10 protein-coding genes are annotated in these 12,377 nt (G+C 62.2%); 3 read left to right on the top strand and 7 right to left on the bottom strand.

Annotated elements, in window-relative coordinates:
• The 6 genes from QM716_RS22175 to QM716_RS22150 are packed head-to-tail and all read right to left on the bottom strand — an operon-like array spanning position 1 to position 7,778.
• Entirely contained in the window at positions 1–789 is a 789-nt protein-coding gene (locus tag QM716_RS22175) for an SDR family NAD(P)-dependent oxidoreductase (protein WP_283306276.1), read from the bottom strand.
• Positions 779–2,524: an N-acyl-D-amino-acid deacylase family protein gene (locus QM716_RS22170; protein ID WP_283306275.1), complete on the bottom strand. Its 1,746-nt coding sequence runs from the start codon at positions 2,522–2,524 to the stop codon at positions 779–781. The genes QM716_RS22175 and QM716_RS22170 overlap by 11 nt, the downstream gene beginning before the upstream one ends.
• Complete coding sequence (gene casG / locus QM716_RS22165) at positions 2,521–4,182, bottom strand: steroid-24-oyl-CoA synthetase (protein WP_283306274.1); 1,662 nt, start codon at positions 4,180–4,182, stop codon at positions 2,521–2,523. Before casG ends, QM716_RS22170 begins: the two co-directional genes overlap by 4 nt.
• Before the next feature lie 19 nt (positions 4,183–4,201).
• Positions 4,202–5,242 (bottom strand): NAD(P)-dependent alcohol dehydrogenase, encoded by a 1,041-nt coding sequence (locus QM716_RS22160; RefSeq protein WP_283306273.1) that lies wholly within the window; start codon positions 5,240–5,242, stop codon positions 4,202–4,204.
• On the bottom strand, positions 5,239–6,393 hold the full coding sequence (locus QM716_RS22155) for a serine hydrolase domain-containing protein (RefSeq protein ID WP_283306271.1): 1,155 nt from the start codon (positions 6,391–6,393) through the stop codon (positions 5,239–5,241). Before QM716_RS22155 ends, QM716_RS22160 begins: the two co-directional genes overlap by 4 nt.
• Entirely contained in the window at positions 6,390–7,778 is a 1,389-nt protein-coding gene (locus QM716_RS22150) for a flavin-containing monooxygenase (protein ID WP_283306270.1), read from the bottom strand. Before QM716_RS22150 ends, QM716_RS22155 begins: the two co-directional genes overlap by 4 nt.
• A 167-nt stretch (positions 7,779–7,945) precedes the next feature.
• Here QM716_RS22150 and QM716_RS22145 point away from each other — a divergent pair, with 167 nt between their 5' ends.
• Positions 7,946–8,608: a TetR/AcrR family transcriptional regulator gene (locus tag QM716_RS22145; RefSeq protein WP_283306269.1), complete on the top strand. Its 663-nt coding sequence runs from the start codon at positions 7,946–7,948 to the stop codon at positions 8,606–8,608.
• 1 nt (position 8,609) lies between these two features.
• On the opposite strand, the gene QM716_RS22140 is transcribed toward QM716_RS22145, so the two are convergent.
• A complete protein-coding gene (locus QM716_RS22140; RefSeq protein WP_283306268.1) occupies positions 8,610–10,196 on the bottom strand; it encodes a helix-turn-helix domain-containing protein in 1,587 nt (528 codons plus the stop codon).
• Between the two features lie 172 nt (positions 10,197–10,368).
• On the opposite strand from QM716_RS22140, the gene QM716_RS22135 reads away from it, so the two are divergent.
• Both QM716_RS22135 and QM716_RS22130 read left to right on the top strand, forming a co-directional pair.
• Positions 10,369–11,199, top strand: coding sequence for a siderophore-interacting protein (locus QM716_RS22135; protein WP_283306267.1), 831 nt, complete (start codon positions 10,369–10,371; stop codon positions 11,197–11,199).
• A gap of 71 nt (positions 11,200–11,270) precedes the next feature.
• Complete coding sequence (locus QM716_RS22130) at positions 11,271–12,356, top strand: ABC transporter substrate-binding protein (protein ID WP_283306266.1); 1,086 nt, start codon at positions 11,271–11,273, stop codon at positions 12,354–12,356.
• The last annotated feature ends 21 nt before the right edge of the window (positions 12,357–12,377 follow it).

Here is a 12,377-nt window from a genome sequence, read left to right as displayed (position 1 = left end):
CTAGTTACCCAGCGTCGTCAGATCCGGGTAGTTCGAGACCTCCCAGCCACCGTCGACGACCAGACTGGTTCCGGTGATGTACGAGGCGTCGTCGCTGGCGAGATAGAGACAGGGGCCGGCGATCTCGTCGGGAGTTGCTGCTCGGGACATGGGGATTCGGCTGAGGAACATGTCGCGGGCGGGTTCGTAGTTCATGACTGGTGCGACCAATGGGGTATCGACCAGGCCGGGAAGAACCGCATTGACGCGGATGCCCGACGCTGCGAGTTCGATCGCGGCATTCTTGCTGAACATCTCGACCCCGGCTTTACCCGTCGCGTATGCGCTCCCGTAGGGACTCGGTACGTGCGCGTTGAGGGAGGAAACGTTGACTATCGCACCGCCGCGTCCGTGCTCTCGGATATGTCGCGCTTCATGTTTGGTGCAGAGAAAGACGCCCTTCTGAACCAAATCGATGGTGAAATCCCAGTCGGCCTCGTCGAGGTCGACTATCTGCCCGACCCGCGATGCGCCGGCAACGTTGAAGGCAATGTCGATCCCACCGAATTCTGCTGCCGCCGCGGCAATTGCCTCGGCAACATCGGATTCCTTGGTGACGTCGACCGGTGCGGCGAGAAATGAACCGTCGTGTTGAGCCGCGATCGCCTTCAAAGCATCTGCAGCGATGTCGATTCCGGCTACCTGCGCACCTTCGCTGAGAAGCCGTAGGGCGATGGCCGCACCGATACCTGATGCCGCGCCGGTGACAACCGCGGTTTTGCCGGCAAATCTGGACGTGTTAATGGGCACCTGCTTTCAAGAATTTTCCGGTCCGGCGGTTGCCGAGGACCGGTGCTGTCTCTCCGTCGCCGAAGACGTACTCGCCGCCGACGAACACTGCGGTGACGGTCTGGTCGTTGCGATTGACCATGCGGGAGAGGTTGTCGTAATCCACAACCGGGCTCTCCGCGTAGGTCTCGAGTGAATCATCGAGATGGGCGGGATCGATGACGACGAGGTCGGCTCGATCACCCAATCGCAGGTGACCTGCATCCACGTCGTACCACTCGGCCAGTTCACCGGTGAGACGATGCACCGCGGCCTCGACCGTCATGAAGGGCCGGCCGATCTTTTGGGCGTCGTAGACTCGGCGAAGTAGTCGTAGGCCGAAGTTGTAGAACGCCATGTTGCGCAAATGTGCTCCGGCGTCGGAGAATCCGAGTTGCACGCCGTTGTCCTGGGCGAACTTGTCCAGAATTTCCGGCCGGTGGTTCGAGATGGTTGTGCGCCACCGAACCTTCGTGCCGTGTTCGAGGACCAGATCCAGGAATGCATCGACCGGATGGAGGCCGCCTCGTTCGACGCCGACCTGCCCGAAGCTCTTGCCGACAAGAGATTCGTCGGGGCAGGATACGATTTCGGCGTCGAAGAAGTCGCGGTGCCAGACTTTGACGCCGAATTTTTGATCGTAGTCCGTGCGGAATTGTCGACGATACTCCTCACTCTGCATCAGAACATTGCGTTCCATCTCGTCGGTCAGATGCAGTGCTGCAGCGCCGGATCCGAACTCCTCGAAGACAACCAGGTCGATGCCGTCGGCATATACCTCGAAGGGAACTGGCAGGTGCTGCCAGCGCAGGTCGCCGCCGAGTCGATTGACCAAGTGCGCCAGTGGGCCGAGGATCACCACGGCCAACTTGTTGGACTTGATGTCGGCGGCCGAAAGCATGCTCGTCTTGAGTCGCTGACGCCAGAGACCCGCACTGGAGAACGCCATCGCTCCGGTACTCACCGGGTTGGAGAGGTCAGGTCCGGCCTGAAATACCCGTCCCCGACGGCGGAGAATCGCATTGAGTCGGCGTCGTTCCTTCGTGGTTGCATACGTCGACGGCAGGGTTCGTGAGCGGCAGGTCTCGCCGTCAAGTTTGTCGAACAGCAATTGCTGACTGGACATTCCGACGAATCCTGCGTCGAGCGCTTCGGTCAACTGTGCTTCCATCGACGTGAGTTCGGCGTCGGTGGGGCGCACATCCTTCCGGGTGGCACGGTCCAACCCCATCTCAGCGGCTCGCATGTCGGAGTGCCCGATGAAGGCTGCCACGTTGGGTCCCAACGGAAGTGACTCGAGCGCTGCGACGTACTCGCTCGCGGAGTTCCAGGTCTTGGCGCGCGTCAGTGCATCGACGACGTGCTGACGTGGGATTGCTTCGACGCGGCCGAAGAGATCACCGGCGTCGGAGGGGCTGGCGTGAATGGTGGACAGGGAACACGATCCGACAAAGATCGACGTGACCCCGTGCCGCAGGGATTCGCTGAGTGCAGGCCCGTCCAGGATCTCGACGTCGTAGTGAGTGTGGATGTCCACGATGCCCGGGATCACCCACTTTCGCCGCGCGTCGATGACACGGGGACAGTCGGTTTCGTCGAGTGGATCGAGGGAGATGGCAGTGACCAGCCCATCGCGGATTCCCAGATTGCGGACAGCTGGTTTCGCCCCGGTGCCGTCGAACCACAGACCGTTGTTGATCACGGCGTCGTAGGTCATGAGAGAACCACCTTTGCGCGTATCGTTTTTCCGGTTGCATTGCGGGGCAAAGGAGTTGTGGTTAGTTTCCACTTCACCGGCACCTTGAAGTAGGCGAGTCGTTCGGCGACGTAATCGCGTAGTTCCTCTTCGCTGGCGGCGCCCTCGCTCCGCAACACGACGACGGCTGCAACTTCTTGACCGAGGTCTGCCGAATCAATACCGATCACAGCGCATTCCAGTACCGCGGGATGCTCGTCGATGGTCTGCTCGATTTCGAGGGGGTAGACGTTCTCGCCGCCGCGTAGGATCAGGTCGGATCGGCGGCCCGTCAGGCGGAGTCGGCCGTCTTCGAACACTCCGAAGTCGCCGGTTCGGAGCCATCGATCAGGACCGATGGCGGTTGCAGTCGCAATCTCGTCGTTCCAGTACCCCAACATCACATAGGGGCTGCGCGCACAGATCTCACCTTCCTCGCCGTCGGGGACCGCAACCCCGAAGGGGTCGCGCACCTCAACGCTCACACCGATGATCGGCCGGCCGAGAGTTCCGGGGAACGCGGCAAGTTCTGGTGGCGTGGCAACCGAGATGCCAGTGGAGGATTCGGTGAGCCCGTAACTGTCGACCAAGGTGTGTTGCGCAAAAGGCAGCCGTGCGCGCAGGCGGTTCTGCAAGGCCGGAGATGACGGTGCAGACGCGAGTGCAAAGGCGCTCAGTGAGGTCAGGTCATATTTCTCGATATTGCCGTGTTCGAGGAGACGGGTTGCCATGGTGGGTACGACCGCCCAGTTGGTGACCTTCTCGCCTTCGACGAGGGAAAGGACTTCGTCGACGTCGAAGGCGCCCTGGTGGATGACCACTGTTCCGCCCGTCGCGAGACGTGGGATCGCCAGGTTATGCAGGCTTGCAATGTGAAACAGCGGTGCGGTCAGCAGATACCGCAAGTCGCTCGGTCGGCCGTCGCTGGGTTTTCCGGTGAACGCCGCAGCGAGGCGATCACTGTAGCGGTGGTAGTCGATGACGGCCAACACGTTTCGGTGAGTGTGAACAGCTCCTTTGGGGCGGCCGCTGGTTCCGCTCGTGTAAAGAATGACGGCCGGATCGTCCTCGTCGACGGAAGTTCGGGGGAGTGGCGATCCCGAGTACTTCTCCATCAAGGCCGGTAGATCTTCTTCCATCGTGAGCACTCGCACATCGGTGTCCAGCTCGGAAAGAATTTGTGCGCGTTTGGCGTCGGCGATCACCACGGTCGGAGTGGTGTGATCGATTCCGTACGCCACCTCGCGGGCCACCCACCACGAGTTGAATCCGACGGCGATGGCACCGAGGGACTGAGCCGCCCAGAAGGTCATCACCCATTCCGGCGAATTAGCGGCAAGTATGCCCACCCGATCGCCCTTGCCGACGCCGTACTTGTCGCGGAGCGCTGTGGCCAATGCTGCTACGGCTTCACCGTGCTCGAGGTAGCTGAAGCGTCGGTCCTTGGTCACCAAGTAGTCGCGTGAGCCGTAGTCGAAGGATGCGGCGAGTACGTCGCCGAGTGCCTTGTCACGGTTCTTCATGACGGGCATCGAACTGCCCAGTACATCCTCGACTTGCATTTCGAAAGGACCACCGGGGCCGGTCAATCCGGCCATGACGGACGCTATGAATGCTTGTGTATCAGCGGAAGTGGTCACGTGAAGCGCCTTTCGAAGATTAGGGTACGAGCACTGCGCGTCCGGTGACCTTGCCGTGTTCGAGACGGTCGAGTGCGTCGCGGGCATCAGCGAGGTCGAACCGGGCTACTTCTACGGTTACCAGACCGGCCTGTGCCAGGGCGATGGAATCGACGAGGTCGTTTCTGGTGCCGCCATAGGACTTCCGGATCGATGCGCCCCACGGCCAGCCTGGTCCGCCGGCAGCTTCGGCCGTGATTCCGGGGTTTCCGCCTCCGAGGCCCACCATGCGATACGCGCCGTTCGGTGCAACCGCTTGAACTGACATCTGTGCAGTTGCATCGACACCGACGAAGTCGAAGATGACTTCTGCGCCTCTGGCCGATGTGAGGTCGAGGATCTGCCGCGCGGTGTCCGGTCCCGATTCGAGCGTGATGTCTGCGCCGCAGCGTTTGGCAAGATCGAGTTGATCTTGTCCGACGTCGACGGCGATGATGCGCACGGCACTGATTGCGCGAAGTATCTGTACTGCAACGTGACCGAGTCCGCCGACGCCGATTACCACGGCGGTGGCACCGGGCTGAAGATGTTCGCGGGCGCCGCGAATGGCGTGGTAGCTCGTCAGGGCCGCATCGGCGAGTGGTGCGGCCTGCAGGAAGTCGAGGTCTCCGATGGGAACGAAGGAGCGAGCCGGAATCTTCACGTACTCGGCCATACCGCCCTCAGGACCGAGCCCCGGGCAGGGCGGCATTGCAGTGCGTCCGGCGGCGAGGCACATGTTCTCGTTGCCGCTCATACATTCTCGGCACTGTCCGCACGACCAACAGAGGTAGACAACGCCGCGTTCCCCGACGGAACGGCCGTCGACGGCACTGCCGACGGCTTCGATCGTGCCGGCGATCTCGTGGCCGATGGTCAGTGGTTCTTCGCGCATCTTGTACGGAAAGTGCAGGAGATGGAGATCGGAGTGGCAGATTCCCGCTGCACCGACGTGAATCAGTAGTTCCGACGGGCCGATCTCCGGGACCGGAACGTCGTTGATTTCCAGGAGCCCGGGCCCCATGAGCTGAGCTGCTTTCATGAACTGACCTCGCTGACCTCGGAGTTGTATGCGGCGCTCAGGTACGCGTTGCTGCGGTCGGATCCGATCAGTCCCGGTGCCATCTTGTTCATGACATAGGCGAAGGTCATCCGTCGGTCCAGATCGTTGACCAGCATCGAGCCGCCGATACCTGCCCACCAGCAGGCGCGTCCACCTGGAACCAGTGGTGCGGTATCCGGATGTGGGAGTCCGTAGCCGATGCCGAACTTGAGTGGAGTCATGATCCCGAGATCGATACCGTCGGCTTGGATCTCGAAGATCAGGTCGATGGTGCTCTGCGAGAGCAGCTTCTGGCCGTCGAGCACACCACCGCACGAGATCAAAGATTGAACCCTGGCGATAGAACGTGCGTTGCCGTGGCCGTTGACTGCGCCGATCTCGGCTTCCCGCCAGGGCGCGGTGTTGACCTCGGGGTAGTCGAGCAGTGGGCAGGTCAGGGTCTTGATGAAGATGCTGTCCTGGTCGAGCGTGGACAGGTCGAATTCCAATGCGGGCGGCGGAACCAGAGTGGCGATTCGACCGAAATGCTCTGCGGACGTGCCGATGTGGAAGTCAGCGCTCAGTGGACCGGCAAGCTCTTCGGCAAAGAACCTGCCGAGAGTCCGCCCGTCGATGCGACGAATGACCTCACCGACGAGATGGCCGTAGTTGATCGCGTGATAGCCCGACGCCGTACCGGGGGTCCACCACGGCGGCTGGGTGGCGAGGCGGGCGGTGGACGCCTCGAGGTCGTAGATGTCCTTCAGTTCGATCGGGCGCTCCCAACCGGAGACCCCGGACGTGTGTGACAGCAGATGGCGAACTTCGATGTCTTCCTTGCCGTTTGCCGCAAATTCGGGCCAGTAGTGAGCAACCTTCTGGTACACGTCCAGTTGGCCACGTTCAACCAGGAGGAGTGCACACAGAGCCGTCATCGTCTTGGTGATGGAGAAGGTGTTGACGATGGTGTCGCTGCCCCAAGGAGTGGTGCGAGATTCGTCGGCGTATCCACCCCAGAGGTCCACGACGGGTTCTCCGTCGACGGTGATGGCGATGGAGCCGCCGAGTTCCTCGCCGGATTCGAGTTGAGCCTCGAAGGCCGTGCGGACGGCTTCGAACTCGTTGTTGCAGTGACCGTTCACCAGACTCATGCGCGATCCGCCTTCTCGAGTTCGTGTGCTGCTGCTCGCGCCGCAACGGGCAGCTTGTTTCCCGAGGCGTCGGCACGCTTGGTGCCCTTGGCGATTTCCTTGTTCATGTTGCGAACGTAGGGATCGAACTCGAGCTGAATCGTGTGGCGCGGAGACTTGTAATAGGGGGCGAGGAAGTACGCCTCGTCGGTCTTGGTGATCTCCTGCATTTCGCCGGCGGACGGCAGCTGGTATCGACCGGTCAGGTAGGCCGCGACGAGCTTGCTCTGCTGCTCGGCGAAGTTGACGAGCGTCGGCATGGGCTGCGCCAGTCCCATGAAGAAGAGGTTGTCGATTCCGGGCTTCATCATTCGCTTGAAGAGTGGGAATCGGTTGTCCTTGTCCGGCAGCAGATTCGGATCACTGAAGAAGGGGAAGCTGATGTTGTAGCCGGTGGCGCAGATGACCACGTCGACGTCCTCGGCGGTGCCGTCCGCGAAGTGAACCTGATTTCCGTCGAGTTTGGTGATGGCAGGCTTGAAGGTTATGTCGCCAGACCCGGCGCGTCCGAGGAACTCGCCGCTGGCCGACGGGTGGGCCTCGAAGGGGCGGTGGTCCGGCTTCGGCAGACCGTAGCCTTCCATCGTTCCCAGATTCTTGCCGAGGAACCGACGACTCAGGAACAGTCGTAGGCCACGGGGCATCCAGGGCGGGGTGATCAGTTTGTCGCCGGGCACTCCGCCCAGATATTTCGGCAGTACCCAGACTCCACGGCGAGCCGACACAATGAGCTTGTCGGCGAGGTATCTCTGGCCCAGTTCGGAGGCAATGTCCAAGCCGGAGTTGCCCATTCCGACTACGACTACTTTTTTGCCGCGCATGTCGATCGGGTCGAACGGGTCGTTGTAGCTGTGACTGTGCATCAGCACGCCGTCGAACTCACCCGGGTAGTCCGGGATGTTGGGGTCCCAGTGGTGGCCGTTGCAGACCATCAGTACGTCGTAGGTGCGAACTTCGCCGTCGGAGCGCGTGATGGCCCACAGTCCATCTGCATCACGTTCTGCAGCAACAACACTGGTGTTGAAGATGATCGACTCACGCAGACCGAAGTGCTCGACGTAGTCCTTGAAGTACTGGAAGAGTTCGGAGTGATGTGGGAAGTCGGGAAGGTCAGCAGAGACCGGGAAGTCCTCGAATGCCAAGCGCCACTTCGACGTGTCGATGTGCAGGCTCTGGTAGCAGGCCGACATCCCGTTGGGATTCTTGTAGTACCAGTTTCCGCCGACCTCGTCGGACGCTTCGTAGCAGTCGAAGGGTATTCCGAATTCCTTCATTCGCTTGGCCGTCGTGATTCCGGTGGGCCCGGCGCCGATGATGCAGACGCTCGGCAAGGGAGAGGGGCTCATTCGCCATCGCTTTCTGTTCTGTCTCGGGCGTGCGAGAAGAGGAATCGAAGCTCGAGAAGTGACTTGAGTCATAGTGCGCCATTCGCTGACGTTGTGTCAATGAAAGACGCAATGTTTTTTGATGACGGTGAGTCGGTGATTTGCCAGGAGGTAGAAATGCGAGCAAGGTGGGCGAGGTGAGCACGACTACGGACGGCCCGAAGAACAGGCGGGGAACACTTCGCGACGAGCAGAAACGTGCGACGCGGGCCAAACTCGTGGACGCCGCACGCACTCTGTTCGAGGAACGGGGATACGCGGCGGTCACGGTCGACGACATCGCCTCGGTTGTCGGATGCAGTAGAGCCACGTTCTACGTGCATTTCGCCAGCAAGGTGGAGATGCTCAGAACGATCGGCGCGGCCGGGATGGCGGCGAGTGCCTTCGCTTTCTACATCGATCTCGATCGGGTCCTCGAGACGAACTCTCGCGTGGAATTCACGGCTTGGCTGCAGCGTGCCTTCGACTGGTTCGACGAGAACAAGCGCCTGCTGCCGGCCTGGGACGAGGCAGTGGCACTCGAACCGGAGTTCCGCGAGACAGCGCGAGACGGTATGACCGAACTACCGAATGCCATGCCCAAGTACCTGGGTCGGTGGCCGGCGGATCAGCACGACGAGGCAAGGTTGCGCGTCGAACTGCTCGTGAGTCAGTTGGAGCGATTCTTCACACGTTGGGCCGTGCAGGGGACGATCGACGTGACACGGGTTCAGGCCGCCGAGGTTCTGACCGACATTTGGTTCCCGGCTCTGTCGCCGGAATCGAAGTGCGTTGGCGAGCGGGCGTTGTGAGTCACGAGTCGATGAGTCCTTCAGTCGCGCCTCGCCACCCGCGGCGCTGGTAATTCCTCGGCGACATGCCGTGGGCAGCGATGAAGACCTTGGTGAAGCCGGAGGCGTGCGCGTAGCCGAGCCGGCGGGCAGTCTCTCCGGCCGAGAGCCCCTCCTCGAGATGGGCACGGGCGAGGGTCATGCGCAACTGGGCACGCCAGCGTGGGTAGCTCTGGCCGGTGGCCGCTGTGAAGCGTTTGTGGAGCAGGTTGTCGTCGACGCCGAGTCGAGCGCTCCAATCCGACAGCGCGCGCGAATCGGTGGGGTCGGCCCGTAGTGCGGCAAGGATCGTTTCGACTGGATCGGCCTGACGGCCGCTGCGTGGCCGCGCGACCGTGCTGCTTCGGACCAGCCTCGCGATCCGGGCAGGGTCGTGGATCTCGGGGCGCAGGTGGGTGTAATTAGCGACTACCGTGTGCAACAGATACGTCTCGGCTTCGCGAGCGAAGTGCAGCACACGTGGCGGCGGTGCGGTGACGGGAGACGCGCCCGGCTGGGATCCGAGGGGAAGTAACAACGAGCCTTCGGCGATCTCGACGCTGTTGCGCACTCCCGCGGGAAGCCACATCGCGTCGCCCCGCCGCAGATTCCAGGTTCGGTCGCCGAAAGTGACCCGGCCGGAGCCTCGATAGATCCAGATGACGACGTGAAAGTCGTTGATCCTAGCCCATGTTCCGCTCGCGGGGATCGTCGGCGGAGTTGGCGCCGAGCCCGACTGGGCGCCTTCCTCGGACAACAGTGCGACGCTCTGTGCCAGGGTCTTCTTCTCCTGGATCGGGGTCGGGCGTCGGTGGGCCCGCGCGTAGTCGCTGGGTGTCATGCCAGTGTGTTCACGGAAAGCTCGGGTGAAGCCCGCGGGCGTCGCGAATCCGACCCGCCCGCCCGTCCAACCGATTTCGCGGCCGGCATCCAGGTAAACGGTCGCGGCGGCAATCCGCGCTGTGGTGCGCCAACGCGCGAAAGGCAACCCCGTTTCCTCGGTGAATCGGCGCTGCAGGGTGCGGACACCGATCTTGAGTCGCCGGGCGAACTGGGCAAGGTCGGTGTCGTCGGCAGGTGTTCGTAGAAGCGTACGAGCGATCTCGAGGGTCTCGGCCGAGCGTGGCAAACTCGGTGGGGAGTACGACACCGAAGCGTCGGCATTGTTGGCGTGGGCTCCCGCGACAAGCTCGAGTAGTCCGGCTCCCACAGCCGTCCCACCGCGCAGAAATCCCAAGTTGTGTGCGAACTGGTGGACGAGCCAGTCCTGCCAGGCAGCCGGGATCTTGAAGTCGATGATCCGGTTCAACGTGGGCGGCAGGTCGGCAGCGGGCATAGGGATGGGAAACGCGACCGCTTCCTGGTCGACCTGAATGCTGTACGCGATTCCCGCCGGTACCCACACTGCCGTCCCCGCGGTCACGCTGCGGACGCGGTCGCCGATCTGTAGTTCCGCGCGCCCGGTGTGCACCCAGAACAACAGCGGCTCACGTTCATTCGCGAACGAGGCGAGTCGAGCAGCGGGGATCTCGGGTACTTCGCCCGCGGAGAACACCAACCGTGGTCCCACGATGCCCTCCTGATGTAGATGCCTTCTCACGTAGGCGGCCGATGAGTGTAAGAAGTCGGCACGCACGGATAACCGTAACCGATTAGGGCAGGCTAGCTTTATTTACTGGTCCTCCCGCCGTGATCGAACGTGGGCCGAACCCCCCGTCCGTGCGCTTCCGAGGAGTCTTTCCGTGCCCCGAAACACCCGCCCGACAACGGCGTACCCCGTTACCTTACGCGAACTCGAGGTACGTCGCGTCACAGATGTGACGCCGGGCATGCGGAGAGTGACGCTCACCGGAGCACAGCTCGACACCTTCGCCAACGCGGGCGGTCACGTCGAGCCTGCCTTCACCAGCACGGGCTTCGACGACGACATCCGGTTGCTTTTCGCCTACCCCGGCGAAACCGACCCGGTCCTACCGGTGATGGTCGACGGCAGTGTGACTTTCGCTGCGGGGCGCCGTCCACTTGCCCGCGCATACACCGTGCGCCGCTACGACCCGCGAATGAGGGAACTTGACGTCGATTTCGTCGTTCACGGCAGTGGAGTTGCTACCACCTGGGCGCGCGACGCCAGCCGGGGCGACCGAATGCATATCGCGGGTCCCTCGGTATCACAAGGACTTCCGAATGATTGCGGGTACTTGCTGGTCGTCGGTGACGAGACTGCGCTGCCTGCGATCGCGCGTCTGCTCGAGGAACTACCCGCCGATGCCAGCGGGCAGGTCTTCGTCGAGATTGCGGACGTGGCGCACATTCAGTCGGTGCGGGAGTTGCCCGGGGTGAGTGTCACGTGGTTGCCACGCGAGGGCGCCGAGCCCGGCGCTACTTCTTTGTTGCTCGACGCGGTCAGTGCTGCCGAATGGTCGGACATCCGCGTATTCGCTTGGCTTGCAGGAGAACAGGCTACGATTCGGTCGCTCCGTCGGTACCTCGTTCGCGATCGGGGGATTGCGAAGACCGACATCGACTTCACCGGTTACTGGAAGCGCGGCGAGGCCGTGCACGCAGATTCCTGACCTGGCTCCATCGCTCACTCAACACCCTCCCCCGTAACAGCGAAAGCACTCAGTAACACCGAAAGGCAGAAATGACAGTCCTGCGCACCAGACGATCACGGATCACCGGGCTGATCGGGACCGCGCTCGCCGCAGCGCTCCTCGTCACCGGGTGCTCGGCCTCGGCCGAAGACTCGAGCACGGCATCCTCTCCCAGTTCGGCAGGGGGTGCCCTTCCAGCGGCAGAAGGAACAACCACCTATCCGCTCACTCTGGAATCGCCCTACGGTACAAGCATTCTCGAGAAGCGCCCGGAGCGGATCGCCGCGATCGTACCCAATGCCGTCGACACGGAAATGCTCCTTGCCCTCGGTGTCAAACCCGTCCTCTCCTCGTCGATGGTCAAGGAATCGGCTTCCCAGTCGTACTTGTTGCCTTACGACGCAGAGGATCTCGACACCTTCGAGTTCGCTATGGGCGGAACACTTCCCGTCGAAGCCATCGCCGCGAGCGAACCTGATCTCATCGTCGCCGTCGGCTGGGCTGACGGCCTGGGTGGTTTGTCCATGGGCGATTACTACGAGCGTTTGTCCTCCATCTCACCGGTGGTGACGAGTCCCGACACGAAGTCACGGATGCTCGTGCCGTGGAAGGAATCGATCCGCGTACTCGGCGAGACCCTCGACCTCTCGAAGGCGGCCGAAAAGATCGTGGCCGACCATGATCAGTACTTTGCGAAGGTGCGTCAGGAGAACCCGCAACTCGCGGGCTTGACTGCAACTTGGGCGATCTTCTACGGCACCGGCAATGGGCTGCAATATCTTTCAGCACCTGGTTCGGCTCCGGCAGTATTCTTGGGTGAGCTCGGTTTCGCCGAGAACCCGCGCGCAAAAGAGTTCGTCACCCAGAGCACTGTCGGCGAGGAACTTCTCGAGAACATCGACGCGGACTTCCTGCTGATCGGCCGCAGTGCCGCCGGCAGCGAGGAGGATTTCGACAAGCTGACCGGCGGGAAGCTTTTCCAAGCACTCGGAGCTGTGTCCTCCGGTCATTGGGTCGGCCTGCCTCCTCGCACCGCCGACGGCGGGGACGTCCTGTGGGCAATCACGAGTGGCGGCCAGATCGGAACGATGTGGGCGGCTGAACAGATTGTTCCGCTCATCAGCGCGAAGCTGTAGGTAGACAACTGCAGATCGGAA

The organism is Rhodococcus sp. IEGM 1409 (genome assembly GCF_030056735.1).
GTDB lineage: Bacteria > Actinomycetota > Actinomycetes > Mycobacteriales > Mycobacteriaceae > Rhodococcus_F.
This window is presented reverse-complemented; position numbering and strand designations above follow the sequence as displayed.